Source organism: Streptomyces sp. NPDC007088, assembly GCF_042869355.1.
In the GTDB taxonomy this organism is placed as follows: domain Bacteria; phylum Actinomycetota; class Actinomycetes; order Streptomycetales; family Streptomycetaceae; genus Streptomyces.
Window position 1 is genome coordinate 203,964 of record NZ_JBIAFO010000005.1, and the last position, 25,461, is coordinate 229,424.

25 protein-coding genes are annotated in these 25,461 nt (G+C 73.1%); 11 read left to right on the forward strand and 14 right to left on the reverse strand.

Annotated elements, in window-relative coordinates:
* The first annotated feature begins 40 nt into the window (after nt 1–40).
* Entirely contained in the window at nt 41–1,519 is a 1,479-nt protein-coding gene (locus ACFYMP_RS10535) for a sulfatase-like hydrolase/transferase (RefSeq protein WP_388853788.1), read from the forward strand.
* A gap of 115 nt (nt 1,520–1,634) precedes the next feature.
* On the opposite strand, the gene ACFYMP_RS10540 is transcribed toward ACFYMP_RS10535, so the two are convergent.
* The 4 genes from ACFYMP_RS10540 to ACFYMP_RS10555 form a co-directional block, all read right to left on the reverse strand.
* Nucleotides 1,635–2,438 carry a formylglycine-generating enzyme family protein gene (locus tag ACFYMP_RS10540; protein WP_388854285.1) on the reverse strand — a complete coding sequence of 268 codons (804 nt, stop codon included), beginning with the start codon at nt 2,436–2,438 and terminating at the stop codon, nt 1,635–1,637.
* A 297-nt stretch (nt 2,439–2,735) separates the two neighbouring features.
* Nucleotides 2,736–2,828: a putative leader peptide gene (locus tag ACFYMP_RS10545; protein ID WP_388853791.1), complete on the reverse strand. Its 93-nt coding sequence runs from the start codon at nt 2,826–2,828 to the stop codon at nt 2,736–2,738.
* A 122-nt stretch (nt 2,829–2,950) separates the two neighbouring features.
* Entirely contained in the window at nt 2,951–3,547 is a 597-nt protein-coding gene (locus ACFYMP_RS10550; protein ID WP_388853794.1) for a GNAT family N-acetyltransferase, read from the reverse strand.
* A gap of 90 nt (nt 3,548–3,637) precedes the next feature.
* Nucleotides 3,638–4,252, reverse strand: a complete 615-nt coding sequence (locus ACFYMP_RS10555) for a TetR/AcrR family transcriptional regulator (RefSeq protein ID WP_388853797.1) — start codon at nt 4,250–4,252, stop codon at nt 3,638–3,640.
* A gap of 94 nt (nt 4,253–4,346) precedes the next feature.
* On the opposite strand from ACFYMP_RS10555, the gene ACFYMP_RS10560 reads away from it, so the two are divergent.
* Nucleotides 4,347–4,793: a DUF1772 domain-containing protein gene (locus tag ACFYMP_RS10560; RefSeq protein ID WP_388853800.1), complete on the forward strand. Its 447-nt coding sequence runs from the start codon at nt 4,347–4,349 to the stop codon at nt 4,791–4,793.
* A gap of 31 nt (nt 4,794–4,824) precedes the next feature.
* On the opposite strand, the gene ACFYMP_RS10565 is transcribed toward ACFYMP_RS10560, so the two are convergent.
* From ACFYMP_RS10565 to ACFYMP_RS10590, 6 genes are all read right to left on the reverse strand, one after another.
* Nucleotides 4,825–5,871 (reverse strand): bile acid:sodium symporter family protein, encoded by a 1,047-nt coding sequence (locus ACFYMP_RS10565; protein ID WP_388853803.1) that lies wholly within the window; start codon nt 5,869–5,871, stop codon nt 4,825–4,827.
* Between the two features lie 263 nt (nt 5,872–6,134).
* Entirely contained in the window at nt 6,135–6,740 is a 606-nt protein-coding gene (locus tag ACFYMP_RS10570) for a hypothetical protein (RefSeq protein WP_388853806.1), read from the reverse strand.
* The gene (locus tag ACFYMP_RS10575; protein ID WP_388853809.1) at nt 6,737–7,123 is read right to left on the reverse strand and encodes a hypothetical protein; all 387 of its coding nucleotides are present in this window, start codon (nt 7,121–7,123) and stop codon (nt 6,737–6,739) included. The genes ACFYMP_RS10570 and ACFYMP_RS10575 overlap by 4 nt, the downstream gene beginning before the upstream one ends.
* Entirely contained in the window at nt 7,116–12,107 is a 4,992-nt protein-coding gene (locus tag ACFYMP_RS10580; RefSeq protein WP_388853812.1) for a caspase family protein, read from the reverse strand. Before ACFYMP_RS10580 ends, ACFYMP_RS10575 begins: the two co-directional genes overlap by 8 nt.
* Before the next feature lie 61 nt (nt 12,108–12,168).
* Entirely contained in the window at nt 12,169–12,873 is a 705-nt protein-coding gene (locus ACFYMP_RS10585; protein WP_388854288.1) for a L,D-transpeptidase, read from the reverse strand.
* Between the two features lie 15 nt (nt 12,874–12,888).
* On the reverse strand, nt 12,889–13,476 hold the full coding sequence (locus tag ACFYMP_RS10590; protein WP_388853815.1) for a pyridoxamine 5'-phosphate oxidase family protein: 588 nt from the start codon (nt 13,474–13,476) through the stop codon (nt 12,889–12,891).
* 176 nt (nt 13,477–13,652) lie between these two features.
* Here ACFYMP_RS10590 and ACFYMP_RS10595 point away from each other — a divergent pair, with 176 nt between their 5' ends.
* The 3 genes from ACFYMP_RS10595 to ACFYMP_RS10605 all read left to right on the forward strand — a co-directional run bounded on the left by ACFYMP_RS10595 (nt 13,653) and on the right by ACFYMP_RS10605 (nt 16,770).
* A complete protein-coding gene (locus ACFYMP_RS10595) occupies nt 13,653–14,051 on the forward strand; it encodes a DUF488 domain-containing protein (protein WP_388853818.1) in 399 nt (132 codons plus the stop codon).
* A gap of 162 nt (nt 14,052–14,213) precedes the next feature.
* Complete coding sequence (argH, locus tag ACFYMP_RS10600) at nt 14,214–15,650, forward strand: argininosuccinate lyase (RefSeq protein ID WP_388853821.1); 1,437 nt, start codon at nt 14,214–14,216, stop codon at nt 15,648–15,650.
* A gap of 148 nt (nt 15,651–15,798) precedes the next feature.
* Entirely contained in the window at nt 15,799–16,770 is a 972-nt protein-coding gene (locus tag ACFYMP_RS10605) for an aldo/keto reductase (protein ID WP_388853824.1), read from the forward strand.
* A 4-nt stretch (nt 16,771–16,774) separates the two neighbouring features.
* Here the strand turns inward: ACFYMP_RS10605 and ACFYMP_RS10610 are convergent, their stop codons facing one another.
* On the reverse strand, nt 16,775–17,311 hold the full coding sequence (locus ACFYMP_RS10610) for an HAD domain-containing protein (RefSeq protein WP_388853827.1): 537 nt from the start codon (nt 17,309–17,311) through the stop codon (nt 16,775–16,777).
* Nucleotides 17,312–17,452: 141 nt separating this feature from the next.
* Between ACFYMP_RS10610 and ACFYMP_RS10615 the strand changes: the two genes are divergently transcribed.
* Both ACFYMP_RS10615 and ACFYMP_RS10620 read left to right on the forward strand, forming a co-directional pair.
* Nucleotides 17,453–18,001, forward strand: a complete 549-nt coding sequence (locus ACFYMP_RS10615; protein WP_388853830.1) for a TetR/AcrR family transcriptional regulator — start codon at nt 17,453–17,455, stop codon at nt 17,999–18,001.
* The gene (locus ACFYMP_RS10620; protein ID WP_388853833.1) at nt 17,998–19,575 is read left to right on the forward strand and encodes an MFS transporter; all 1,578 of its coding nucleotides are present in this window, start codon (nt 17,998–18,000) and stop codon (nt 19,573–19,575) included. Before ACFYMP_RS10615 ends, ACFYMP_RS10620 begins: the two co-directional genes overlap by 4 nt.
* Before the next feature lie 336 nt (nt 19,576–19,911).
* On the opposite strand, the gene ACFYMP_RS10625 is transcribed toward ACFYMP_RS10620, so the two are convergent.
* Entirely contained in the window at nt 19,912–20,583 is a 672-nt protein-coding gene (locus ACFYMP_RS10625; protein WP_388853836.1) for a lysophospholipid acyltransferase family protein, read from the reverse strand.
* A gap of 328 nt (nt 20,584–20,911) precedes the next feature.
* Between ACFYMP_RS10625 and ACFYMP_RS10630 the strand changes: the two genes are divergently transcribed.
* The 3 genes from ACFYMP_RS10630 to ACFYMP_RS10640 all read left to right on the forward strand — a co-directional run bounded on the left by ACFYMP_RS10630 (nt 20,912) and on the right by ACFYMP_RS10640 (nt 23,339).
* Nucleotides 20,912–22,105 carry a glycerophosphodiester phosphodiesterase gene (locus ACFYMP_RS10630; protein WP_388853839.1) on the forward strand — a complete coding sequence of 398 codons (1,194 nt, stop codon included), beginning with the start codon at nt 20,912–20,914 and terminating at the stop codon, nt 22,103–22,105.
* Nucleotides 22,106–22,221: 116 nt separating this feature from the next.
* Complete coding sequence (locus ACFYMP_RS10635; RefSeq protein WP_388853842.1) at nt 22,222–22,821, forward strand: RNA polymerase sigma factor; 600 nt, start codon at nt 22,222–22,224, stop codon at nt 22,819–22,821.
* Between the two features lie 17 nt (nt 22,822–22,838).
* Nucleotides 22,839–23,339, forward strand: a complete 501-nt coding sequence (locus ACFYMP_RS10640) for a GNAT family N-acetyltransferase (RefSeq protein WP_388853845.1) — start codon at nt 22,839–22,841, stop codon at nt 23,337–23,339.
* 171 nt (nt 23,340–23,510) lie between these two features.
* On the opposite strand, the gene ACFYMP_RS10645 is transcribed toward ACFYMP_RS10640, so the two are convergent.
* On the reverse strand, nt 23,511–24,002 hold the full coding sequence (locus ACFYMP_RS10645; protein ID WP_388854291.1) for a hypothetical protein: 492 nt from the start codon (nt 24,000–24,002) through the stop codon (nt 23,511–23,513).
* 1 nt (nt 24,003) lies between these two features.
* Nucleotides 24,004–24,363, reverse strand: a complete 360-nt coding sequence (locus tag ACFYMP_RS10650; protein ID WP_388853848.1) for a hypothetical protein — start codon at nt 24,361–24,363, stop codon at nt 24,004–24,006.
* Nucleotides 24,364–24,483: 120 nt separating this feature from the next.
* Here ACFYMP_RS10650 and ACFYMP_RS10655 point away from each other — a divergent pair, with 120 nt between their 5' ends.
* Complete coding sequence (locus ACFYMP_RS10655; protein ID WP_388853851.1) at nt 24,484–25,155, forward strand: HAD-IA family hydrolase; 672 nt, start codon at nt 24,484–24,486, stop codon at nt 25,153–25,155.
* Nucleotides 25,156–25,461 lie beyond the last annotated feature (306 nt).

The following is a 25,461-nucleotide window of genomic DNA, read 5'->3' on the forward strand; positions in this document are numbered from 1 at the left end:
AGAGCGGTCGAGCCCCCGACACGAAGGCCGAAGGCACCCGGTGAACCTCCTGTTCCTCATGACCGACCAGCACCGCGTCGACACCCTGGGCGCCTACGGCAACCCGCACGTCGCGACCCCGCACCTCGACCGGCTGGCCGCCACCGGCACCCGCTTCGAGCGCTTCTACACCCCCACCGCGATCTGCACCCCGGCCCGCGCGAGCCTCCTCACCGGCCAGGCCCCCTTCCGCCACCGCCTGCTCGCCAACTACGAGCGCAACGTGGGCTACCTGGAGGACCTGCGCGACGACGCCTTCACCTTCTCCTCGGCCCTCGCCGCCCGCGACTACCAGCTCGGCCTGATCGGCAAATGGCACGGCGGCACCCACCGCAACGCGGCCTCCTACGGCTTCGAGGGGCCCGACCTGCCCGGCTGGCACAACCCCGTCGACCACCCCGACTACCTCGCCTACCTGGCGGACAACGGGCTGCCCCCGTACCGCATCTCCGAACCGGTGCGCGGCACCCTGCCCAACGGCAACCCGGGCAACCTGATGGCGGCCCGGCTGCACCAGCCCGTCGAGGCCACCTTCGAGTACTACCTCGCCACCCGCGCCATCGAGCACCTGGAGCGGTACGCGGCCGACGGGCGCCCCTTCTTCCTCGCCACCCACTTCTTCGGCCCGCACCTGCCCTACCTGCTGCCCGAGGAGTACTACGACCGGTACGACCCGGCGCTCGTCGAACTGCCCGCCTCGACCGCCGAGACCTTCGCCGGCAAACCGCCCGTGCAGCACAACTACAGCGCGCACTGGGCCTACGACACGATGCCCGCCGAGGTCTCGCGCAAGCTCATCGCCGTGTACTGGGGCTACGTCACCCTCATCGACGAGCAGATCGGCCGCATCCTCACCCGCCTCGACGAACTCGGCCTTCAGGACACCACCTCCGTCTTCTTCACCGCCGACCACGGCGAGTTCACCGGCGCCCACCGGCTGCACGACAAGGGCCCCGCGATGTACGAGGACATCTACCGCATCCCCGGCATCATCCGCGTCCCCGGCGCCCCGCCGCAGGTGCGCGAGGAACTCGTCAACCTCACCGACTGCACGGCGACGCTGCTGGAACTCGCGGGCTGCGACCCCTCCCCGGCCGTCGACAGCCGCAGCCTGCTCGGCCTGGTACGCGGCGAACGGCCCGACTGGCCCGGCGAGATCCTCGCCGAGTACCACGGGCACCACTTCCCGTACCCGCAGCGCATGATCCGCGACGAACGCCACAAACTCGTCGTCAACCCCGAGTCGGTCAACGAGCTGTACGACCTCGTCGCCGACTCCGACGAACTCCACAACCGCTACGAGCACCCCGAGTTCGCCGAGACCCGGCGCAGGCTCACCACCCGCCTGTACACGCTGCTGCGCGAACGCGGCGACAACTTCCACCACTGGATGGCCTCGATGTACGACATCGGGGACCTCGATCTCGATCTGACCCTCAGCAGTTTCGAAAAGGAACCCGCGAACCGGGAGAGCCCATGAGACGTACGACCGCCGGGCGCGCCTACGCCCCGGACGGTGACCACACCGTCGGGTCCGGGCCCGACCTCGTACCGGCACGGGCGGCCCGGCGGCGCACCTGCGGCGCCGGACTCCCTCACCGGCCCGGCAGGTCCCGCGCACAGCGGAAACCGCCGTGGCCGGTGGAGGAGTCCGCCGTGTTGTGGGACCGGGCCGCGACCCGGTAGCGGTTGCAGTACGAGGCGTGGCACAGGTACGAACCGCCCCGGATCAACGGCCGGCCCGGCGCGAACAGGTCCGCGCACCACTCCCACACGTTGCCCGACATGTTGAACAGCCCGTACCCGTTGGGCGGGTAGGCGGTGACGGGGACGGTGCCGGTACGGCCCCCCGGCCGCGTCGAGCGGTGCGGGAACTCGCCCTGCCAGATGTTGCAGCGCTCCTGACCGTCCGGCGTCAGCTCGTCCCCCCACGGATACCGCGCCCCCACCAGGCCGCCGCGCGCCGCGTACTCCCACTCCGCCTCGGTCGGCAGCCGCAGCCCCGCCCACGCGCAGTACGCGAGGGCGTCCCGGTGCGAGACGTGCACCACGGGGTGCGTCTCCCGCCCCTCGACGCCGGAACCGGGCCCCTCGGGGTGGCGCCAGCAGGCGCCCTCCACCCCGAGCCACCACGGGGCGGCCGGTACCGACCCCACGACGTGGGCCTCGGCCCGCGGGTGGACGAGCAGGTGGAACACGAAGGAGTTACCGATCCGTTCGGCGTCCGTGCGGTAGCCGGTCGCCGCCACGAAGGCGGCGAAGCGCGCGTTGGTGACAGCCGTCGTGTCGATCGCGAACGGCGCCACCGTCACAGGCCGCGCCATCCCCTCGCGGTCCGACCAGTACCCCTCCCCGAACGCGTCGCCCATCAGGAAGGTCCCGCCCTCCAGCTCCGCCATGGTGTGCGGCCCGGACCGCGCGACCGCTCCGGCCGAACCACCCAGTGGCACGAACACCGGCCCCCCGGCCGCCCCTTCGTGCCCTTCACCCGGGTGGGACCGCCCGGGAGCGCAGCAGGAGCGCGGCTCCTCGGACGCTTCGGGGTCTGCGGGGGAGTACGGCGAGGGCATGGGGGACTCCGGACGGTTCACGCGTCGGCGGACGGCCGGCGCGCTCGTGAGGCTCAGAGCTCGTGCGGCTCGGAGAGGGAGAGGTTCCTTTGCCGCGACAGGCGACCCGGCGTCGGGACCCGGCTGTCAGCGGGGCGCGCGCCCGCGACACAGCCCGGCGGACTGCCGGCACAGGTCGACGTGCCGGCGCCGGGTCAGGTGCGGCTGCGGATACACCACCGCACTATCCCAGCGAGGCCACCGGCGGGTCAACGATCAAGTGGTGCGGCCCCCGGGGCACGCCCGGGACCCGGCCACCGCGCGCGAGGCGGCGGGAGGCCCGTCACGAGCCCGTGCGACGCTCAATTCACTTCGGGGGAACCGGCCTTCGCTTCGACTCTGGCCCGCAGCCGCTCCCGCAGAGCGGGCCACTCCTCCGCGAGGACGCTGTAGTAGACGGAGTCGCGGCGCGTGCCGTCCCCGCGCCTCATATGGCTGCGCAAGGTCCCCTCGCGCACGAGGCCGAGGGCGCTCAGGGCGTGTTGCGAGCGCACGTTGAGGTGGTCGGTGCGCAGCGCGAGCCGGACGAGACCCAGTTCCTCGAAGGCGTGGCCGAACAGCAGCAGCTTGGACTCGGTGTTGTAGGGGCCGCCCCAGCACGACCGGTCGAACCAAGTCGTGCCGGCCTCCGTGCGGCCCTCGTCGAGGTCGAGGTCGTACAGGCTGGTCGTGCCGATCACCGTGTCGTCGGACAGGCGCAGCACCGCGAAGGAGCGCCGCGCCGGGTCCGCGATCAACCGGCTCAGCAAGGCGCGTGTCTGGGCCACGGACTCGGGGCGCGGCCGCGGTATCCAGCGCCACACCTCCGGGTCCGAGGCGGAGGGGAAGAGGGCTTCGGCGTGCTCGGTGGACAGCGGCACGAGACGGACCGTGCGACCGAGGAGGAGGTCTGGGCTCACCGCGACACAGTAGGGCCGACGCTCACGCGTCCGCGGCGAGTGCGCCCGGACAACGTCAACTCCCCTGTGCGCGACGGCGTGGGGGCCGTTTCAGGCGGTGTTTCCCGTGACGGCCGGGCCGGGCTCCTCGGGGCGTGGGGCGAAGCGGTCGGCCAGCAGGGCCAGGCGCTCGGCGCCCTGCGCGGCGGGCAGCCGGCCGGCCCGCGTGAGGGTGACCAGGCCGTGCAGCGAGGCCCAGAAGGTCTCGATGGCCAGCCCCGCCGTGTCGGCCCCGCCGTGGCCCGTGAAGGGTTCCCCCAGGGCCGCGAACGCCTCGCGCAAGGCGGCCGGGGTGTCGGCGTCGGCGTAACGGAGGCCGTTGTCGAGGAGGAAGATCGCGTCGTACAGGGCGGGGTTGCGTTCGGCGAAGTCGACATAGGCGCGGGCCAGGGCGCCGACCGCCGCGTGAGCGGTGGGGGCTCCCGCCACCGCTGCGCGCAAGGTGGCCGCCAGTTCGGCCGAGCCCTCCACGGCGACCGCGCCGACGATCTCCCTCTTGCCCCGGAAATGGCTGTACAGCACCGGCTGGCTGTACTCGATCCGCTCGGCGAGCCGGCGGGTGGTCACCGCGGCCCACCCCTGGGACTCGGCGAGCTCGCGGGCCGTGCGGACGATCAGCCGGTGGCGGTCGGCCCGCTCGCGTTCCTTGCGTTCGTGTACGGACATGCGGAGATCCTAGCACCGCTAGACAATGGAGCGCTGGTATGTCTAGCATCGCATCACTACCTAGCGCCGCTAGGGGAAATCCCTGGGAGGGGACATGCAGGACATACTGGCCGTCGTCACGATCGTGGTGACCGGTGTCATGGTGGGGGTGGAGTTCGCGGTGGCGGTGTTCGTCAACCCGATCCTCGACCGGCTCCCGGACAACGGCGGACTGAACGCCCGCAGTGACGGGGCGCGGGTCCTCGGCCGGGCCATGCCGGTCTGGTACTTCTCCTCGCTCGTGCTCGGCGCGGTGTGGGCCGGGGTGTCCTGGGGCGAGGACGGAGCCGGGTACGTCGTCGCGGGCGCCGCGCTGCTCGTGTCGAGCATCGTGCTGTCGGTCCTGCTGCTCGTGCCGACCAACTCGCGTTCCGCGAAGTGGTCGGCCGAGGGTCCGCCGGAGGACTGGCGTGAGCAGCTGGGCCGCTGGGACCGCTACCACTACCTCCGCGTCGCCGTCATCGTGCTCGCCTTCGCGCTCTTCGTCGTCGCCCTGGTGTAGCGGCTACCGCCACGGCCGGGGTCCGGGCCCCTCAGACGGAATCCCCCGCGACCGCCACGCCACCCGCCCCGCCCTGCGCCACGCCTGCCCCGCCCTCCTCGCGCCGCCGCGACCGGCGGGCCATGAACGCCGCCACCAGGGCACCGGAGATGTTGTGCCAGACGGAGAACACGGCGGCCGGCAGCGCGGCGAGCGGACTGAAGTGGGCGGTCGCGAGGGAGGCGGCGAGACCCGAGTTCTGCATGCCGACCTCGAAGGCCATCGCGCGACTGGCGGGCGCGCCCAGGCCGGTGGCCTTGCCGGCGCCGTACCCCAGCGCGAGTCCGAGGCCGTTGTGCAGGACGACGGCGACCAGGACGGTCACGGCGGCGGACTTGATCGACTCGGCGCTCGCGGAGACCACGGCCGCGACGATCGCGGCGATCGCCACCGAGGACAGCCACGGCATGACGCCCAGCACCCGCTCGACGAGCCGGCCCGCCACGAGCCGTACGAGCAGCCCGCCCAGCACCGGAAGCAGCACCGTCTTGAGGATGTCGCCCATCATCGACCCGGCGTCGACCGACAGGTACTCGCCCGCCAGCAGCAGCGTCAGCGGAGGCGTCACGAGGGGAGCGAGCACCGTCGAGACGGTGGCCACCGAGACCGACAGGGCCACGTCGCCCCGGGCGAGGAAGGTCACCACATTGGAGGCGGTCCCGCTCGGCGCGCAGCCCACCAGAATCACCCCGGCCGCCAACTGCGGTGACAGCCCCAGGACATGGGCGATGACCCAGCCGAGCCCCGGCATGATCACATAGTGCGCGACCAGCCCGATCGCCACCGCCCACGGACGCCGTACGACCCCCCGGAAGTCCAGCGGCGTCATCGTCAGCCCCATGCAGAACATGACCACACCCAGCAGGTACGGCACGTTCGCCGACCACCCGTCGAAGGCCCCCGGCGCCACGAGCCCGGCCGCGCCCGCGAGAAGGACCAGAAGCGGGAACACGGTGACGGCACGCCTGGCCGCCTTGTCGTGCGCTCCTGAGGAGTCGGTCGTGGGCTGCGGGGAGGGGGACGCGGATTCGGACTGCATGGCCACAAATGAACGCCGCCGTCTCATATCCGCGCAAGCGCGTCTCGTTATGTGGTCACTACATCGTTCGGGGCGGGTCCGGGGGAGGTGGTGTCGGGCCGGGCCCCCGCCCGCCCCGCGAAGCGGTTCTGGAGCCCACTCACGCACGCAGGGGCCGCACTCACGCACGTGGGGGCCGGGGGAGGGCCCGTCCACGCGCGGTGCCGAGCCCGCCCGGCGCCTTCACCCGGTCGTCCTCGGCCCATCCGCCCCGGCCGTCGGGCTCAGCACTGCTGGACCGGCACCACTTCGCGCACGTGCGAAAGCGCCAGCACCACTTCCTTCTTCTCGTCGCCCTCGCCCGTCTCCAGGCGCAGCCCCCGCGCACCGGCGCCGAGGAACTCGCCGCAGCGCTCCCCGGTGTCGGTGGAGACCCTGACCAGATGCGTGTCGGGCGATTCGCTCCCCACCCAGCCGACGACGACCGCCGCGAAGACGAGCAGGACTCCGGCCAGACAGCACCGCGCGGCGCCGCGCAGCCGCCCGCGCGCCGTCCTCGTCTCCTTCTCGGTCCACCGGTGCAGGTCCGTGCCGCCCGCGACCCCGGAGGTGTCCGGGGTGCCGTGCGCGGCCTGGATGGCGAGGACGGAGCCGAGGACAAGCAGCAGGAAGGCACCCCCGGTCATCCCGAGCGTCGCCCACTGCAATGCCTCCGGCAGTTTCGCGAGATCGTCCCGCCCCTTGAGCACGGCCAGCAGCCCGACCAGAGCCGTCAGCCCGCCGAGGCCGTTGCGCCAGCCCTCGGCCTGCCGGCGCAGCTCGGGAAGCGTGGTGAACTCCAGTTCCCGGTAGAGCCGTTCCCACGGACGTCCCCCGTAGCGCGGGCTCACGGCGCGGACTGCCCTTGCGTCCGCAGGACGCCGATCCGCCACTCGGCCCCGCATCCCGTCTCGTCGCCCAGCCCCCCGGCCGGCAACCCGAAGTGCGGGTAGCCGCAGGCGCACAAGTAGGTCTGGGCGAGCAGAGTGGCCTCGCTCACCTCCTCGTCCGGTCCCCGGCCGCCGAGGAACAGGCTCCTGAGCCCCTTGGCTCCCGTTCCCGGCGTACGCAGAGGCCGTTCGCTGCGCGTCCGGCCCTGGCAGCGCGGACAACGGCCGGACACCACGGCCACCCCGTCCTCCTCGCTCCGGGTGAACACCGCGGACACGGTGCCGCAGTCCTCCTCCGCGTAGGGCAGGGACGTTTCGTGCGGGAGAGGGTGTGGGTCAGTCAAGGTCGTCGTCCCATCGCAGAGAGAACATGCCGGTGTACAGGCGCAGCCGCTCGCGGACCCAGTCCTCGGTCTCCTCCACTCCCTCCGCCGCGAACGCGAGGTGCTCGGCGGTGACCCGCTCCAGGGCCGGCTCCAGCCCGTCGAGGTGCTGGGAGAGGACGGCGAGGTCCTGCCACAGGGGAAGGACGTCGAGCACCTCGCCGACGAGGGGCTCGGCCGGCAGCAGCGGACGGTAGGGCCGGATACGCTCCCAGGTCTCCCGCGTCGTCTCGCCGATGCGGGCGGCGATGCTGACCAGATCGAGAGGGCGCAGGGCGGTGCTGTTGGCGCGCTGCTCGCCGGCCCGTGCCTCGGCGGACAGTGCCACCAGATCCCAGGGGTCCGGAACGGTCCCGGGGAGCTGTTCGAGCTCCTCGTCCGAGATCTCCGGGATGTCGGCACCCAGTTCGCGGTACGGGAGGAAGTGCTCCCACTGCCGCCTGACGGACCGGTGGTTGCCGTGGGCGGCGCGAGCGAGCGACTCGGCCGAGAGGGAGCGGGACCCGCGTTCCGAAAAGAGCGCCGCGGCGTCGGTCAGTTCGGCGCGCCGGTCCCGCAAGGCGGCGGGCAGGGAGGGCAACTCGGGGAGCCCGTACCGCTCCACCACGGCCAGCCCGTCGGCCCAGACCTGGGACAAGGGGTGCCCGGACCGGGCACTGGCCTGGATCAGCCGGTAGGCCGTGGGCAGCCTCGGCCCCCTGCCGATGCCGGGGACTTCGTGGATGCGCACAGTGGCGGGTACGTCGCCGCGTTCCCAGGCTTCGCGGTACGCCGAGTGAGGACCCACGTCGATGCCGCAGGCGAGCAGAGACCGCACCGCCTCGGAGAGTTCGCCCGGTGACAGGCTGCTCTTCTGGGCGCGGAAGTCGTCGTGCACCGACCAGCGGGAGCCCGGCTCCCACGGGGGCAGCGCGTCCATGAGCCGGCCGGCCAACGAGGTGGGCACGGCGTCCGGCCGGGGGGAGCCCGGCGCGGACGAACAGAGCGGGCGGAAGGAGAGCCCGGCGCCGCGTGCCCACGCCGCCACGGTGTCCTCGGCGCTCTTCAGGGTCAGCTGCCGGTCGGCCGCGAGACTCACCACCACGTTCCAGCCGACGCGCCAGCCCCCCTCCGTGTCGCGCCCACTCTGGGCGAAGATCCCCTCGCCGAGGACCGCGCGCCCGTCCGCCGGAAGGGCGTCCCAGCGCTCCATGGCCTCGGCGCCGGGCGCCCGCCATCCGAGCCACGCGTAGTCGGCGAGCGTCCGGAGGAGTTCCGCGACCGGGATGCCGGTGGCCACGCTGTGGGCGTGCAAGGACCACGGTGTGTGCGTGCGGTGGTCGGAGCGCCCCCTGATGTCGGCGCTCTGGAAGAAGGCGCTCCCCGTCTCGGAGAGAGCCCGGATCTCGCGCGGGGTGACGACGTGGCCGCGGTGGTGGGCGGGGACCGCCGGAGGACTGAGAACCTGCGCGATCCGCGTACACCCTTCCCACAGCGTGTCCAGAGGAAGGTTCAGCCGACGGGACATCACCACGAGCCCCCGCACGTCCTGCGGGTCGTCCGGCCCCATGGGGGTGTCGAAGCCGAGGCGCCCCCAGCCGCCGGCCAGGGTCGTCGACAGGCGGACGTCCTCCACCGTGGGTACCCAGTCCAGTGACGGACCTGGCCGTACCGGAGGGGGCGCGGCGCGGGGGCCCAGGGGCCGCAGCCGGCGCAGGGAGCGGATCGCCCAGGAGTAGGTGACTTGCTGCGTCCGGGCGCCGGCCTGCACGCTGCGCCAGTCCCGGGTCCGGCCGTCCAGCAACTGCGCGTACCCCGGTATGGCCAGCGGCAGATGGTCCAGCCGGCGCGGAGAGGCCAGCTTGCGCGTGGACTCGAAACCGTGGACAGCCGCCCGCCACGGCAAGTAGGGGGATCTCCGGTTCCGGTGTTCGTCACGGATCAGTTCCCGGTCCTGCTCGAACCATCCGACGGAGTGCAGAGAACGGACCGACCCGCGCCACGCGCGGACGTGCAGTTCCTCGTCCTTCCACTGGTCCCACAGGGTCCGGGCGGCCCGGATCTCCTCGGCCTCCAGGTCCCACAACCACCCCAGCGTCAGCTCCGGCCAGTCGCGCAGGGCCGCCGCGCCCTGCGACCACAGCTCCGCCACCCAGTCCCTGTCCCAGCCCTGGAGTTCCTTCCGGCTCACGCTGAGCCGCCCCGCGTGCTCGGACCGCAGGTCGACGACGTAGCCGAACGGGGTCTCATCGGTGCGGATGCCGTCGCACAGCAGCGCGCCCCGGCCCTTCACCCACCACAGCGGGGTGCCCGGCACGGGCAGCGCCCCGGAGGCGTCCAGGTCCTGGCTGCTCTGCAAGCTCCCCTCCTCGAAGTCCAGTTCCTCCCCGCTCGCGTCCCGGGCCCGGAGACGGAACTCGCTCACCGCGACCAGGGACCGCAGCGCGTCCACGCAGGACAGCGCCCGGATCCTGTCGTCCTCGCGCAGATAGAGCCGGATACGGGTGCCGCCCTCGATCCGCTTGTCCTCCGTGCTGCCCGGCTCCACCGGCCGGATGCGCAGGAGACTTCCGCTGCTCGGGATCTCCACGGACAGCGCCTGTCCCGAAGGCACCCCCTGGGTGTCGGTGCGCCGGGTCACGATGGTCATCGAGTCGGCCAGCATGAAGTAGCTGAACACCCCGATGCCGAAGCGGCTGTTGGGATACAGCTTCGCCAGTTTCCGCCGGGCCCACCGCTTCTGCTCCCGGCGGAACTCCCGGCTGTTCTCGAAGCGGCTGCCGGCCCGTGCGAAGGTGTGCTCCAGCTGTTCGGCGCTCATGCCGACGCCGTTGTCCCGGCACTCCACGTACCGCCGGCCGGTGCGCTCGTCCACCCCCTCCTCGAACTCGATGAGCCCCTTCCAGGAGCCGAGGGCGCCCGTGAACTCCAGCCGCTTCGCCTGGTAGCGGCAGGCGTCCATCGCGTTCTGGTAGAGCTCGCGCAGGGCGAGTTCCGGTTCGCCGTACAGCGCCTCGCCCATGAGGAGTTCGCGCACCTCGGTGTGGGCGAGGTGGAAACGGGCCAGGGGCAGCGTGTAGACCGGCCGGTGCTCGACGTCGGACACGGCGCGCAGGTTGCCCAGGTCCGTGACGCGCTGCGGCAGGACGCCGAGCGCGGGCGGCTCCGCCGAGGCCCCGGTCGTGGACACCAGCCGGTCGGCCCGCCCCCTGATCTCGTCCAGCGCCGCGTGCAGCGCCGGGTGCGGGCACCTGGCGTTGACGCTCAGTACCCGGGCCTCGGCGTCCGGCTCCCAGCGCAGGTCGCGCACGGTGTCGCACACCTGGGCCGGGGTCACCTCGTCGGTCACGCCCAGATGCTCGGAGAGCACGTCGGGAAGGGCACGGACGTCGACCGCGAGCGTCGCCGCGACCCGCAGCAGACGGGCGAGGCGGTCCGCCCGCAGCCGCTGCTTGCGCCCCTCGCGCAGGAAGACGCCTTCCTCGGCCGGCGCGTCCCCCACGCTCGTGTCGAGGGTCCCGCCCGCCACCAGGCCGCCCGCGATCCGGTAGAGAGGCGCCACGAACTCCTTCCGGCGTTCCGGCGAGAGCTTCTCCGGGGCGCCGTGCAGCCCGTCCACCAGCGCGCCGACCTCACCCGGCATGGTCTCCAGCTCGTGCTGGAAGGGCCGGTCCTCGGTGGCGAAGGAGTCCGCGACGTACCGGTGCAGCAGCCACATCCGGATGCTGGTCGCCTCCGCGAGCCGCCCCGCCTCCCCGAGCCGCCACATGCGGTCCGCGAGGCCCGCGTGCTCCGCGAGGACGTGGTCGTACTCCTCGCGCCGGTTCCCCACGTCCGGGGAGTGGTCCCCGGACGGGGCCAGTTCCCTCCGGTGCGGCTCCACGTCCCGGCTCGTGTTGAGGCGGTGCGCGTACGCGGCCTCGTACAGGAAGGGCGCGGCGATCAGCGCCGCCACCTCCAGGGCGGACAGCTCGCACCGCCCGGCCGGGAGCAGCAGGGGCAGCGTGTCCTCCAGGAGACGCACCGGGTACAGCGGATCGGACCACGGATCGGTGTCCTGGTCGCCTGCCTGTCGCGCGAGGACGCGCTCGGCCTGGTCGCGGGCCGTCGCCACCCTGGTCACGAGATCGTCGAGCGCGGCCCTCAGGCGGTCGAGGTCGACATCCGTGTCCGGCTCCACGCGCTGCCACAGTCCGGTGTCGCGGACCGCTTCGCGCCAGGGCGTGAGCAGCGGCCGCCCCTCGCAGACCACCAGCTTCCTCAGCTCGGCGCCGCGGTTGGGGTCGTAGGCGATCCTGGGCCGCTGCCGGTGGCCCCCGCCGGCCAGTCTCGCGGTCCGGGTCCGGGCCGAGAGGAAGACCTCGTCGAGGGTCCGCGCCTCGTCCAGCCGGCCCAGCGCCTCGGCCAGGCCCCGGGTGAAGAAGCTGCCGTTGTCGTCGTACCGGCTCTTCTGCCCCGCCTCGCAGCCCAGGAGGGTCACGTCGGCGCCGGTCTCCTCGCCCCGCACCCCGCTGCCGAACTCCTCCGCCTCGTCCGGGTCCCGGCAGGCGTCGAGCACCCACAGGACCGTCTTGCGGGCCCGCCCCGGTCCCTCCAGCCACGGCTGGATGTCCACGGGAAAGAGGGAGGAGCGGGCGGACCGCGTCCACCGCCCGCCCTCCTCGGGGCCGAGCGCGCTCGCCGGGACCAGATAGTCCCTGCCCTCGATCCGGATGCCGTGGCCGGTGAAGTACAGCAGCAGGATGCCGCCCTCGGGCAGCTCCGCCGTGGCCTCCTCGACGGCCCGGTTCATCGAGTCACGGTCGCGGTTCAGCAGCGGATCGGACACGGTGAAACCCGTGTTGCGCAGCGCCTCGTGCATCGCGGCGAGATCCTGGCGCACCACCTCGGCGAGCGGGGCGAACCTTGTCGTCCTGGGCGTCTCCCCGACGCCCATCAGCAAGGCCCGGCGCTGCTGTTGTGCCATCCGTCCACCCCCCGGGGACCCGGAATTACGGGAGTACATGATGGCACCTCCGTGAGCTGCCTCAGTACCGCTCGATCCCCGTCCGGCCGCCTTCCGTCCCCACCGCGATCCGCGCCCCGGGCCGTACCCAGCGCAGCAGGCGGCGCATCGTGTCCTTCGGTACCGACACGCAACCGGCCGTCGCCCCGGCCCCGTTGACGTGCAGGAAGACGCCCGCGCCGCGGCCGCGCACCGGACGGCGGTAGTTGAAGTCCGTCACGAGGGCGTGGGCGTACTGCCGGGCGTAGTCCGCGAGATGTTCGGCCTCGCTCGCGCGGCAGTCGGCGGCGCGCGGCTCGCTCCAGCGGTTGTAGGCGCGCGAGCCGTTGTCCTGGCACCACCACGAGCGGCCGGTGACCGGGCGGTACGCGATCCGGGTGCCGGGCGGGGCCTGTTCGGTGCCGAAGGCGTACGGCAGTCCGTACAGGCCCGTCGGGGTGGTGTTCGTGCCCTGCACGCGGGCGCGGCCCTCGGCGAGGCCGCCGGAGCCGAAGCGGGCGGGCGCCCTGCCGCGCTCACGCCACCGGCCCGAACCCTCGCGCTGCCACCAGCGAAGCGTGCCCGTCGTCGAGGTGGTGCGGTCCGCGACGGCGGTGATCAGCTGCCGGGCCCCGCCCGTGTCCGCCATCCGGGACGGCAGCGGGCGGGGCGCGTTCGCGTGCGCGGGCAGCGGGAGCAGGGCGGTGAGGGCGAGGGCGGCGGCGAGCGGGGCGGCGCCGGTGCGCAGGGCGTTCGTCACCCTTCAGAACGTAGCGGGAGGCAGCGGGAGCGGCAGCCCGGGAAGTCCGTCGATGCTCTCGGCGACGTGCTCCTTCTTGGTGAAGTACGCGTCCAGCGAGTCGTCGTCCTCACGGGCGAAGCGCCTGGCGTGCAGGTCGCGGTCCTCGTCGTACGTCATGAAGGGGACCGCGTACCCGCAGGTGTCCCTGATCAGCTCGGCGTGGACGAGGATCACCGCGCGCAGCCCGTGCCGACGCGGGTCGATGTCCGGGAAGTGGTCCAGCAGCGCGGGGAAGCGCAGGTCGTCGCGGAAGACCGGCTCGCCCCTGCCGTGCACCCGCACGATGTTCGGCGGCCCCTGGAAGGCGCACCACATGAGGGTGATGCGGCCGTTCTCCCGCAGATGGGCGATGGTCTCGGCGTTGCTGCCGGCGAAGTCCAGATAGGCCAGGGTGTGCGGGTCGAGCACCGCGAGGGAACCGCGCAGGCCCTTGGGGGAGAGGTTGACCGTGCCCTCGCCCGACAGGGGCGCGGTCGCGGTGAAGAAGACCGGTTGCTCCTCGATGAAGGTGCGGAGCCTGCCGTCGACGCGTTCGTAGGTTTTTCCCATGTCCGGCCATTCTTCCCCTCCCGTCCCCCGGCGGGAAGGCCCCCGCGTGCGCGTTCGGGCGCCCGGCTCCTCGCCGGTGAGGCGCGGGCGCGCCGCCCGTCGCACCATGAGTGGAGGTGCTCCCCGCACCGCGGTCCTCGCGCGATCGCGGGCGGGGCGGACGGAAGGGGTCGTTCATGGCGGCGGACGAGGGCTTCGTGCGCGAGATCCGCGTCAGGCGGGCCTACGAGGAGCCCGAGGCGCGGGACGGGACGCGGGTCCTCGTCGACCGGCTGTGGCCGCGCGGACTCTCCAAGGACCGCGCGCACTTCGACGAGTGGGTCAGGGCCGCCGCGCCCTCCACCGAACTGCGCACTTGGTACGGGCACGATCCCGCGCGGTACGAGGCCTTCGCCGGGCGCTACCGCGCGGAGCTCACCGACCCCGGGCGCGCCGAGGCCGTGGAGCACCTCGGGGACCTCGCCGCCCGCCGTCCGCTCACCCTGCTCACCGGTACGAAGGACCTCGCGCACTCGCATGCCCAGGTCCTCGCCGACGTGGTGCGCGCGGGGATGGGCGCCCCCGGCCGCGATTGACGAATCATGCAGGACACTGCATACTCATGCAGGAACAGGGTTGTGCCCCCTGGGGAGAAGCGCGCGGCCCGGACCACGCGCCACCGGCGGCGCACAGTCCGAGGACCGCCCCTTCACCCGGCGTGGAGGGGCGCTCGCACATCCACCCGGCGAGGAGAAGCAGTGAGCAGCAACAACGGTGACGTCCGGCTCTGGGGCGGCCGGTTCGCGGACGGCCCCGCCGAGGCGCTGGCCAGGCTGTCCGCCTCCGTGCACTTCGACTGGCGGCTGGCCCCCTACGACATCGCCGGCTCCCGCGCGCACGCCCGCGTCCTGCACTCCGCCGGGCTGCTCACCGAGGACGAACTCGGACGCATGCTCGAAGGGCTCGACCGCCTGGAGGCCGACGTCGCGGACGGCTCCTTCACCGGGACCGTCGCCGACGAGGACGTGCACACCGCCCTGGAACGCGGTCTGCTGGAGCGCCTCGGCGCCGACCTCGGCGGCAAACTGCGCGCCGGACGCTCCCGCAACGATCAGGTCGCCACGCTGTTCCGGATGTACCTGCGCGACCACGCCCGGATCATCGGCGGCCTGATCGCGGAGCTCCAGGAGGCCCTCGTCGGCCTCGCCGAGGCGCACCCGGACGTCGCCATGCCCGGACGCACCCACCTCCAGCACGCCCAGCCCGTGCTGTTCGCCCACCACGTCCTCGCGCACGTCCAGCCGCTGTCCCGGGACGCCGAGCGGCTGCGCCAGTGGGACGAGCGCACCGCCGTCTCCCCGTACGGCTCGGGCGCGCTGGCCGGCTCCTCGCTCGGCCTCGACCCGCGGGCCGTCGCCGCCGACCTCGGCTTCGAGCACGGTTCGGTCGCCAACTCCATCGACGGCACCGCCGCGCGCGACTTCGTCGCCGAGTTCGCCTTCATCACCGCGATGATCGGCGTCAACCTGTCGCGCATCGCGGAGGAGGTCATTCTCTGGAACACGAAGGAGTTCTCCTTCGTCACCCTGCACGACGCCTTCTCGACCGGCTCCTCGATCATGCCGCAGAAGAAGAACCCGGACATCGCCGAGCTGGCGCGCGGAAAGTCCGGCCGGCTCATCGGCAACCTCAGCGGGCTGCTCGCCACCCTCAAGGCCCTCCCCCTCGCGTACAACCGCGACCTCCAGGAGGACAAGGAGCCGGTCTTCGACTCCTGCGACCAGCTGGAGGTCCTGCTCCCCGCCTTCACCGGCATGATGGCGACGCTCACCGTGCACCGCGAGCGCCTGGAGGAGCTGGCCCCGGCCGGGTTCTCGCTGGCCACCGACATCGCCGAATGGCTGGTCAAGCAGGGCGTGCCCTTCCGCGTCGCCCACGAGGTGGCCGGCGAGTGCGTCAAGGAGTGCGAGGCCCAGGGCATCGAACTCGACCAGCTCAGCGACGAGCAGTTCGCGAAGATCTCCCCGCACCTGACCCCCGAGGTGCGCGGCGTCCTCAACGTCCCCGGCGCCCTCGCCGCCCGTGACGGACGCGGCGGCACCGCGCCCTCCGCCGTCGCCGTCCAGCTCGCCGAGGTCAAGGCCGACCTGGCGCGCCAGCGCGAGTGGGCGCACGCCAAGGACCGCGTGGTCTGAGCCGCGCCGGCGTGGTGCCCTCCCGCCGGGGGGTACGTTCAGGGGGCGGCGCGAGCCGTTAGGTTGGAGCGGGGGCCGGTCGACCGACCGGCCGGTCCCCGCCCCGACCGGGGCAGAGCCGTCCGTCCCGTACCGCCGAGGGAGCCGCATGTCCTTCGCCCGCCTGGCCGCCGTCACCACCCCGACCGCCCGCATCGGACTGGGCCTCGCCGCCGTCGGCCGCCCCGGCTACATCAACCTCGGCCGGGACCGCGACCTGCCCGGGGACCGCACCGTCGAGGAACTGCGGGCCCGCTCCCACGAACTGCTCGACGCGGCCTACGCGCAGGGGGTGCGCTACGTCGACGTGGCGCGGTCCTACGGGCGCGCCGAGGAGTTCCTCGCGGACTGGCTGGCCGCCCGGCCCGAGGCCACCGATGTCGTCGTCGGCAGCAAATGGGGCTACACCTACACCGCCGGATGGCGCACCCAGGCACCGTCGCACGAGACGAAGGACCACACGGCCGCCACCTTCGAGCGGCAGCGCGCCGAGAGCCGCGAACTGCTCGGCGACCGGCTGGACCTCTACCAGATCCACTCCGTCACCCCCGACAGCCCGGCCCTCACCGACAAGGACCTGCACGAACGCCTCGCCGCGCTCGGCTCCGAGGGCGTCACCGTCGGCCTGTCCGTGAGCGGCCCCGAACAGGCCGAGGCGATCCGCGCCGCGCTCGCCGTGGAGGTCGCCGGCCAGCCCCTGTTCCGCACCGTCCAGGCCACCTACAACGCCCTGGACCACGCGGCGGGCCCCGCTCTCGCCGAGGCGCACTCCGCCGGGCGCACCGTCATCGTCAAGGAGGCCCTCGCCAACGGCCGGCTGGCCGGGGACGCGGCGCCCGAGGCGCTGCGCGCGGTCGCCGGCGAACTCGGCCTCGGCGCCGACGCGGTCGCCCTCGCCTTCGTCCTGCGCGCCCCCTGGGTCTCGGTGGTCCTCTCCGGAGCGGCGACCACCGCCCAGCTCGCCTCCCACCTGCACGCCCCGCTCGCCGATCTCGACGAGGACCGCGTGGAACGCCTGTCCCGGCTGGCCGAGGATCCGCGCGCGTACTGGCGGCGCCGCGCGGAACTGCCCTGGCAGTAGCCGGTCACAGGCTCTCCGCCCACTCCTCCAGGGCCGTGAAGTCGTCGTCCACCAGCCCGCGCGCCGGGTCGATCCGCATCAGGGACGCGGGTGCGCGGTGGTGGAGCCCGGCCCACTCCCGGTCGGCCGTACCGATCTCGTCGTCCACCCACGCGAAGGGCCGGTGCCCCGCGTACTCCACCACGGTGCGCGTCTTCCAGAAGGTGCCCGCCGGTCCGGGGCTGAGCGGCGGCCAGTCGACGTACGGCAGGTCCGGCAGGCCCAGCCGCGGACCGATCCACTCGTTCGCCGCCGCCTTCCACGTCGTGGCCCATACGAGCGTGTAGCGGTGCGACAGGACCCGCAGCCGCTCCCCGTGCTCCGCGTTCAGCAGCACCCGGAGCGGCCGCGGGTAGGCCCAGCCCGCCGGGCGCATCGCGTACGCCGTGTAGCCGCGCGGCGGGCGCCGGCCGGGCGCCGCGTACGGATTGAGCGGGCCGTCGACGTCGAGGAAGAGCAGCGGCGGCTCCCGGCGGACACGGCCGGTGGAGGACGAAGGCACCCTGCCAGCATCACCCAGGCCCGCCGCCGGCGCCCGGAAGCCGGGGGACACCGGTGGCGGGCTCGCCGTCGGCTCGGCTTCAGGCGAGACATGGACATGTCGAATGAGACGCGTACGTCTCATTTGGAGTAGTCTCGTTTCATGTCTTTCGACCGGGAACAGGTCCTGCGTGCCGCCGCCACCCTGCTGGTGCGGTCCTCGGGCGCGACCATGGACGAGGTGGCCAGAGCCGCCGGCATCAGCCGGGCCACCCTGCACCGGCACTTCGCGGGGCGCGACGCGCTCGTCCGCGCCCTGGAGGAGCTGGGGCTGCGCGAGTGCGAGGCGGCCGTCGAGGCGGCCCGGATCACCGAGGGCTCCGCCGAGGAGGCCGTACGCCGCCTGGTCGCCGAACTCCAGTCGGCCGCCCCGCTGCTGTCCTTCCTCATCACCGAGAACCAGCTCTTCCAGGGCGATGAGGTCAACGAGGGCTGGGCCCGGCTCGACCGGCGCTTCGGCGAGCTGTTCACCCGTGGTCAGCTCGCCGGGGAGTTCCGCATCGATCTCACCCCGGTCTGGCTCACCGAGGCCCTGTACGCGCTGATCGGCTCGTGCGGCTGGTGCGTCGTGGACGGCCGGGTCGCCGCGCAGGACTACACCCACATGGTCACCGAGCTGATGCTCGGCGGAGCCCGGAGGAACACACCATGACGACCACCACCCCGCTCGCCGAGCGCAGGCTCGGCCGCTGGCTGGCCCTCGCGGTACTGGTCCTCGCGGTCCTGCTGGTGGCCGTGGACGCCACCGTGCTGGGCCTGGCCACCCCGTTCATCAGCGAGGACCTGCACCCCTCGGGCACCCAGCTGCTGTGGATCGGCGACGTCTACTCCTTCGTCATCGCCGGGCTCCTCGTCTCCATGGGCAGTCTCGGTGACCGCATCGGCCGCAAGAAGCTCCTTCTGCTCGGCGCGGTCGCCTTCGGCGGCGTCTCGGTGCTCACCGCCTACGCGCACACCCCCGGGGTGCTGATCGTGGCCCGCGCGCTGCTCGGCGTCGCCGGAGCCACCCTCATGCCCTCGACGCTGGCCCTGATCCGCAACATCTTCCACGACCCGCGCGAACGCAGTTTCGCGATCGGCGTGTGGGGCGCGGCCTCCTCGGCCGGTATGGCGGTCGGCCCGATCGTCGGCGGCTTCCTGCTGGAGCACTTCTGGTGGGGCTCGGTCTTCCTCATCAACCTGCCCGTCATGGCGATCCTCGTCGTGGTCGGCCTCAAGCTCCTGCCGGAGTCGAAGAACCCCGCGCCGGGGCCGTGGGACCTGCCGAGCGTCGCGCTCTCCCTGGTCGGGATGATCGGCGTGGTCTACGCCGTCAAGGAGGCCGCCGCGCACGGCTTCCACGCGGAGGCCGCGGTCACCGGCGTCCTCGGGATCGCGCTGCTCGTCTGGTTCGTCCGGCGCCAGCAGACCCTGAGGGCGCCCCTGCTCGACATGCGGCTCTTCCGCAACCGGGGCTTCAGCGCGGCCGTCCTCGCCGACCTGCTCACCATCCTCGGCCTGTCCGGGCTGGTCTTCTTCCTCTCCCAGTTCCTGCAACTCGTGCAGGACAGGCCGCCGTTCGAGGCCGGGCTCGCCGAACTGCCCTCCGCCGTCGGCGCGGTGGCGGCCGGTCTCGTCGCGGGCGTCGTGGCCCGCCGCTTCTCGGTGCGCGCCGTCGTCTCCGGGGGCCTCGCCGCGATCGGGGTCGCCCTGGGCGCCGTCGCGTTCGTCGGCCAGCACACGGGCTACCCGCTGCTCGGCGCGGTGCTGCTGGTGGTCGGCGTCGGCGCCGGGTTCTCCTTCACCGTCACCGCCGACGTGATCCTCTCCGCCGTACCGAAGGAACAGGCGGGGGCGGCCTCGGCCGTGTCCGAGACCGCCTACGAACTGGGCGCCGCCCTCGGGATCGCCCTGCTCGGCTCCATCGTGACCGGCGTCTACCGCGACTTCAGCGCCCCGCCCGGCGTCCCCGCCCCCCTCGCCGACGCGGCCCACCAGTCACTGGGCGGGGCCGTCGAGGCGGCCAAAGACCTGCCGGCGCCACTGGCGCGCACCATGGTCTCGGCCGCACAGGACTCCTTCGTCCAGGGGCTGCACTACGCGGCCGTCGCCGGCGCCGTCGTCCTGCTCGCGACCGCCGTCGCCGCGTGGTTCCTGCTCAAGGGCCAGCGGCTGGAGGGCGGAGCGAGGGAAGCGGACCCGAAGAAGGTGCCGGCCGGAGGCCGGGGAGCGCCGCCCCGCCCCTGAGCCTGTCCTCCCCGGCCGGGCCGCGGCGTGTCCGGTCACCGTCTGGGCCGAGTCGTGCGGTCAGCCGCCCCCGTCCGGCGACACGAGCGGGCCGCCCCCGTCCGACGATCACCCGGACGAGCTACGAGCCGAGCCCTAGTCACCCTGCCACAAGGCCGCGCGGAGACTGCCGACGCTGCGACCGGGGGCGGTCCACCGTCGCGCGGCGGGACGTCAAGGGGAATCAAGGGAAATCCGAGGGAATTCGGGTCGAAAGAGGGAAAGGCGGGGGAAACGGGACGGGAGGCGTCCGGGCCAGGCCCTGGACGCCTCCCGTGAGGCCGTGTGCGGCGGGGTTCAGGCCGCCTTCGCCTTCGTCGCGTACATGTCCACGTACTCCTGGCCGGACAGCCGCATGACCTCGGTCATCACCGAGTCGGTGACGGCGCGCAGGACGTAGCGGTCGCGGTCCATGCCCTCGTAGCGGGAGAACTCCAGGGGTTCGCCGAAGCGCACGGTGACCTTGCCGGGACGGGGGAGCCCCTTGCCGCCGGGCTGGAGCTTGTCGGTGCCGATCATCGCGAACGGGACGACCGGGGCGCCCGTCATCAGGGTCAGCCGGGCGATCCCCGTACGGCCCCGGTACAGCCGCCCGTCGGGGGAGCGGGTGCCCTCGGGGTAGATGCCGAACACACGGCCCTCCTCCAGCACCCGGCGCCCCGTCATGAGCGCCGCGACCCCGCCGTTCGCGCCGTCGCGGTCCACCGGGATCATGCCGACGCCCGTGAAGAACCAGGCCATGGCCCGGCCCTTGAGTCCCTTGCCGGTGACGTACTCGTTCTTGCCGATGAACACCACCTGCCGGTCGCACACCAGCGGCAGGATCATCGAGTCGATGAAGGTCAGATGGTTTCCGGCCACGATCACCGGTCCCTCGGCCGGAATGTTCTCCGCGCCCTCGACCTGCGGACGGAACATCAGGCGCATGACGGGGCCGAGCACACCCTTGAGGAACGCGAAGCGGGACAACTGACCCTCCGGAGCGGTCGACGACGACGGCGGACACTGCGGGGAGCCCGCAGGTGAGGACGATACTCGCGGGCGCGACCCGATCGCACACCGGGTTCACGCACACGAAACGGAGTGTTGACCCGGCGCGGCCCGGCCGCGTCCTCCCGTTCCCCGTCCCAAAGGCCGGTTTTCATCCGGCGTTCGGCCCGGGTTCTCCCGCCCCACTCGCCCCCAGCCCTAGCATCGGCACCGCTCGACCGGCCCGGGGCCTCCGCCACGAGCGGCCCGGCACCCACCGAGCGCCTCAGGGACACCGCAGGCCCACCAGCGCACGAGGAGTTGACCCATGACGACACAGGGACCCGGGGACACGAAGGCGGGCACCGGACGCCGCGCCCTGCTCGGCGCGGCCGTCGCCGGCGCCTCGGCCGCCGTGATCGCCCCCGGCGCCGCCTTCGCCCAGGGCGGGCAGGCCGCCGCACCCGCGGGGCACGGCAGCGGCGGCGGCGCCCTGCGCGACCTCCCCGAGGTCACCGTCATCGGCCACCGCGGCACCTCCGGCTACCGCCCCGAGCACACCCTCGGCTCCTACCAACTCGCCCTCGACATGGGCGTGCACATCATCGAGCAGGACCTCGTGCCCACCAAGGACGGCCATCTCGTGTGCCGTCACGAGAACGACATCACGGCGACCACCGACGTCTCCCGGCACCCCGAGTTCGCGAGCCGCAGGACCGCGAAGACGGTGGACGGCGCCGAGCTGACCGGCTGGTTCACCGAGGACTTCACCCTCGCCGAACTCAGAACCCTGCGCGCCGTCGAGCGCATCCCCGGCACCCGTCAGCACAACACCCTCTACGACGGGCTGTGGCAGGTGCCGACCTTCGAGGAGGTGTTGCGCTGGGCCGAGAAGGAGGGGCGCGCCCGGGGCCGGAGGATCTGGCTCTACGTCGAGACCAAGCACCCCACCTACTTCCGCGGCATCGGGCTGCCCCTGGAGGAACGTCTCGCCACGCTGCTGCGCCGCCACGGCCGGCACACCGCCAACGCCGCGCTCATCCTCCAGTCCTTCGAACCGACCAGCATCCAGCGACTGTCCCGGCTCGTCGACACCCCCGGCATCGTGCTGCTCTCCACCGCCGGCACCAAGCCCTACGACTTCCAGGCCACCGGCGACCCGCGCACCACCGACGACCTCGTGACCCCCGCCGGGCTGAAGTGGATCTCCGGCTTCGCCCAGGGCATCGGCCCCGACCTGAGCCTGATCATCCCGCGCGACAAGGACGGCGCGCTCGGCAGGCCCACCCGCCTCGTCAAGGACGCCCACGCCAAGGGGCTGCTCCTGCACCCGTACACGATGCGCAACGAGAACACCTTCCTGCCCGCCGACTTCCGCAGGGGCAGCGACCCCAACGCCTACGGCGACGCCTTCGGCGCCTTCCACGCCTACTTCGCGACCGGCATCGACGGCCTCTTCTCCGACAACGGCGACACCGCGCTGCTCGCCCGCGAGAGCTACCTGGCCCGCCGGGGCCGCTGAGCCGGGGCGCCGGGGGAGGCGGACCGCCTCAGGGCCTCCCCCCGGCGTGCCCGCCGTCCGGGTGAGGCGGCGGTCCCGGCGAAACCGGTACGGCGGGCCGGTGCGTCCCGCCCGACATGACCCCCACACCGGCCGTCCCCGCCGCCCCGCACGACGCGCTGCTCCACGGGCTGCGCCCCCTGCTGCACGCCGAGGTGACCGCCGAGGCCCACGCCCTCGGCTGTGATCCCGCCGACCTCGAACAGACCGTGTGGCTGCGGCTGTTCGAACGCCTCGCCGGTCAGGGCCCCGCCCCCGAGGACTGGGCCGGATGGCTGCGCCGCACGGTACGCGCCGAGGCCCGCCGCTCCCGCCGCACCCTGCGCCGCGAGCGCCCCTACGCCGACCAGCACACCGCCGATCCCGGCGCGGGCCCGGAACAGCGTCACCTCGACGCCGAACACGCCCACGCCGTACGCGGTGCCGCGCGCGCCCTGCCGGTCCGCTGCCGTCGCCTCGTACACGCCCTGCTGTCGCCCCGCGATCTCACCTACCGGGAGATCGCGGCGGAGTTGGGAATGTCACAGGGCAGCCTCGGCCCGGAGCGTTCCCGCTGCCTGGACTGCCTGCGGAGGCTCCTGGTGGCCCCCGGCGCCCGGAACCGGACCGGCTCCCCAGGTTTCACGGACGGTCCGGAGTGGGGAAAGCTGCGACAGACACCACGGGCGAGCAAGTGAGCGGGAGGCATGCACACATGGGCATGAGCGTGACCATCTCTGCGGCGACCGAGGACGACGCCGAGCACATCCTCAAACTCCAGTACCTCTGCTACCAGAGCGAGGCGCGACTCTACGGGGACTGGGGCATCGAGCCGCTCACCCAGAGCCTCGACAGCGTCCGTGCCGAACTGCGCTCCGGCCGGGTCCTGGTGGCCCGGCTCGGCACCGAGGTCGTCGCCTCGGTGCGCGCGGTCCTCGAAGCGGACGGCACCGCGCGTATCGGCAAACTCGTCGTCCACCCGCGCATGCAGCGACACGGCCTGGGCGGACGGCTGCTCACCGCGATCGAGACGCAGCTCCTGCGCGAGGGGCTCGCGCGCCGCTTCGAGTTGTTCACCGGACACCGCAGCGAGAGCAACCTGCGTCTGTACCGCAAGCACGGCTACGTACCGGTGGGCACCGAGCAGGTCGACGAGCGCCTCAGCGTGGTGACCCTCGCGAAGGAGGCGGGCGCCGGAGCCTACGCCGCCGCCTGACCGGGCGGTCCGGGGCCGTGCGTACGAGCCGCGCCCCGGACCGGTGTCAGCGGCGGCCGTCGGCGCGAAGGCCCACCGCCCCGGTACCCACGCCGGGGGTACCGGGACGGTGGCCCCGCCGGGTTCGGCGCGCCTCGCGGGGGCCGGTCCGTCCCGCTTTCCGCGGGCCCCTCAGGCCGCGCCGAGCGCCTGCCGCCGGGACGTGCGCAGCCACATCAGCGCGGTGACCGGGAGGATCACCGGGATGAACAGGTAGCCCATGCCGTAGTCCGACCACACCGTCGCGTCGGGGAAGGCCGAGGGATCGGCGAGCGTCCAGGTGCCGACCGTCAGGACACCCACCAGCTCCAGGCCGCAGCAGACCTGAGCCGCCCGCCGCGCCGTCTCCCCGCCGCGCACCAGCGTCCAGGTGATGAAGCAGTAGACGACGCCCGCGACCGCCGACAGGACGTAGGCCAGCGGGGCCCGGTCGAACTCCGTGGCGAGCTGGTACACCGAGCGCGACAGGGCGCCGACCACCATGACGCCGTAGAGCCACAACAGCAGGATGCCCGGCCCGCTGATCAGCCTGACCCGCTTCCCGTCCGGGGCCGCGCCCGCCCCGCGCTCCCCGTCCCGACCCGGCACCTTCGCCTCCGCGTCCCGCACCGTTTCCCGCCGCATGTCAGCCACCCCAGATGTCGTAGAGCCGCACTTCGAGCACCGCGAGGACGACGCCCCCGGCCACCACCGTCATCGATCCCCAGCGGGTCCGCTCGGTCAGCGACATCAGCCCGGCCGCCGGGACGCACAGCGCGGCCCCCAGGAGGTAGGCGACGAAGATGACCGTGCCCTGCTCGGGTTTCTCGCCCCGCGCGAGCCGCACGACGCCCACGACGAGCTGCACGAGCGCCAGCAGCGTGACGACGGCCATCCCGATGAAGTGCCAGTCCTTGGTCGACTGGTCCCGGGAGAAGGCCAGGCCGCACCACGCGGCGAGCACGAGCGCGGCGACAGCGGTCGCGATCGTCAGGGCAACAAGCATGGCGTGAGCCTATTACGGGCAAAAACCGCGCCCGCGCGCGACCCCGGCCACCGCGAGGAGGCATGCGTCACCCGCCCTCCCGCCCACCTCGCCGCCCACCCCTGGGTAGGGTCGGGGATCATGAAGCTCTCCGCCGACGCCCTGCTCTTCGACAATGACGGCACCCTCATCTCCTCGCTGCGCTCCGTCGAGCGCTGCTGGAGGCAGTGGGCCGTCGAGTACGGGGTGGGCGCCGAGGACTTCGCCCGGATCGAGCTGCACGGCCGGCCCTCCGTCGAGATCGTCGCCGACCTCGTACCTCCCGGACGGGTCACCGAGGCCAACACCCGCATCGAGGAGCTGGAGATCGCCGACGCCGCCGGCACCGAGGCGCTGCCCGGCACCGTACGGCTCCTGGACTCCCTGCCCGCCGCGCGCTGGGCGGTGGTGACCTCCGCCACCCGGCGCCTGGCCCTCGCCCGGCTCGCCGGGGTCGGGGTGCGCCCCGGCACCCTCGTGGCCGCCGACGACATCACGCGCGGCAAGCCCGACCCCGAGCCCTTCCTGCTGGCCGCCGCGCGGCTCGGCGTCGACCCGGCGCGCTGCCTCGTGTTCGAGGACGCCCCGGTCGGTCTGCGCTCGGCCCGCGCCGCGGGGATGAGGTCCGTGGCCTTGACCACAACGTATCCGCGTGAACGCCTGCACGCGGACGCCGTCGTCACCGACCTCTCCCAGGTGTCCGTGCAGGTCAGCGACGCCGGCCTGGAAGTTCTCCTGGAGGACGCCGACCCCGGCGCGCCGTCCACCCACTGAACGGAACCGTCCGGACAGCGGACGGCGGGGCGTGTGCCGGCGGCCCGTCTGGTTAACTGGCGTCATGACCACGACGAGCTACCGCAGCCCTGCGACCGAGGCGAAATCCATGCCCGGTGCTCGTCGCATGTGTCGAATGTGCGCCGTCTGAGGGTCCCCGCCCCGCGTCTCGCGCCCCGAAGCGAGCCCGGCCGCGCCCTGACCGTACGCACCTGAGGAACTCAGGAACTCCCGTCGTACGGACCCGGCGTGCCCCGGAACCCGTCCTGCCCGCCGTCCGTGGCCCCTGGCCGCCGACCGCCGCTT

Coding starts and splice junctions, on each gene's coding strand:
- ACFYMP_RS10590 (WP_388853815.1), bottom strand. CDS start 13,476: ATGGGAAAAACCTACGAACGCGTCGACGGCAGGCTCCGCACCTTCATC.
- ACFYMP_RS10595 (WP_388853818.1), top strand. CDS start 13,653: ATGGCGGCGGACGAGGGCTTCGTGCGCGAGATCCGCGTCAGGCGGGCC.
- ACFYMP_RS10580 (WP_388853812.1), bottom strand. CDS start 12,107: ATGGCACAACAGCAGCGCCGGGCCTTGCTGATGGGCGTCGGGGAGACG.
- ACFYMP_RS10655 (WP_388853851.1), top strand. CDS start 24,484: ATGAAGCTCTCCGCCGACGCCCTGCTCTTCGACAATGACGGCACCCTC.
- ACFYMP_RS10635 (WP_388853842.1), top strand. CDS start 22,222: ATGACCCCCACACCGGCCGTCCCCGCCGCCCCGCACGACGCGCTGCTC.
- ACFYMP_RS10630 (WP_388853839.1), top strand. CDS start 20,912: ATGACGACACAGGGACCCGGGGACACGAAGGCGGGCACCGGACGCCGC.
- ACFYMP_RS10615 (WP_388853830.1), top strand. CDS start 17,453: ATGTCTTTCGACCGGGAACAGGTCCTGCGTGCCGCCGCCACCCTGCTG.
- ACFYMP_RS10565 (WP_388853803.1), bottom strand. CDS start 5,871: ATGCAGTCCGAATCCGCGTCCCCCTCCCCGCAGCCCACGACCGACTCC.
- ACFYMP_RS10620 (WP_388853833.1), top strand. CDS start 17,998: ATGACGACCACCACCCCGCTCGCCGAGCGCAGGCTCGGCCGCTGGCTG.
- ACFYMP_RS10555 (WP_388853797.1), bottom strand. CDS start 4,252: ATGTCCGTACACGAACGCAAGGAACGCGAGCGGGCCGACCGCCACCGG.
- ACFYMP_RS10640 (WP_388853845.1), top strand. CDS start 22,839: ATGGGCATGAGCGTGACCATCTCTGCGGCGACCGAGGACGACGCCGAG.
- ACFYMP_RS10645 (WP_388854291.1), bottom strand. CDS start 24,002: ATGCGGCGGGAAACGGTGCGGGACGCGGAGGCGAAGGTGCCGGGTCGG.
- ACFYMP_RS10540 (WP_388854285.1), bottom strand. CDS start 2,438: ATGGCGGAGCTGGAGGGCGGGACCTTCCTGATGGGCGACGCGTTCGGG.
- ACFYMP_RS10560 (WP_388853800.1), top strand. CDS start 4,347: ATGCAGGACATACTGGCCGTCGTCACGATCGTGGTGACCGGTGTCATG.
- ACFYMP_RS10650 (WP_388853848.1), bottom strand. CDS start 24,363: ATGCTTGTTGCCCTGACGATCGCGACCGCTGTCGCCGCGCTCGTGCTC.
- ACFYMP_RS10605 (WP_388853824.1), top strand. CDS start 15,799: ATGTCCTTCGCCCGCCTGGCCGCCGTCACCACCCCGACCGCCCGCATC.